The sequence below is a fragment of the Shewanella sp. 10N.286.51.B7 genome, from assembly GCF_002873615.1.
Classification (GTDB): Bacteria; Pseudomonadota; Gammaproteobacteria; order Enterobacterales; family Shewanellaceae; genus Shewanella; species Shewanella electrodiphila.
Window position 1 is genome coordinate 1 of record NZ_MCUF01000081.1, and the last position, 355, is coordinate 355.

At 40.6% G+C, this 355-nt stretch carries 1 tRNA gene; it reads right to left on the reverse strand.

The features are described 5' to 3' along the window. Positions 1-121: 121 nt before the first annotated feature. Positions 122-198 (reverse strand) — tRNA-Ile (locus tag BCU84_RS18955). Between the last annotated feature and the right edge of the window lie 157 nt (positions 199-355).

Below are 355 nucleotides of genomic sequence, written 5' to 3' on the forward strand. Positions count from 1 at the left end.
TACATGCAGTCAAACAAAATTTATACGTATAAATGACCAAATCTTTTCTTATCGCGACAGAGTGTGGCGACGTTTAGCTTTCTTAAACGAGTCACTCTCTAACAAAGATAAGGTAAGATTTTGGTGGGTCAGAGTGGACTTGAACCACCGACCTCACCCTTATCAGGGGTGCGCTCTAACCAGCTGAGCTACAGACCCATTTATACTTGTTTCTTTGCTTCAATTCGGCGTTACTTTCGTCGCTCAATCAGTCATGTAGTGAACTACACTCCCTCTTTCGCTTCTCAAGTGCCTTGACTTGAAACAAATTAACTTCGTCTAAACTTAAAGACGTATAATTTTGCTCTTTCTTTCT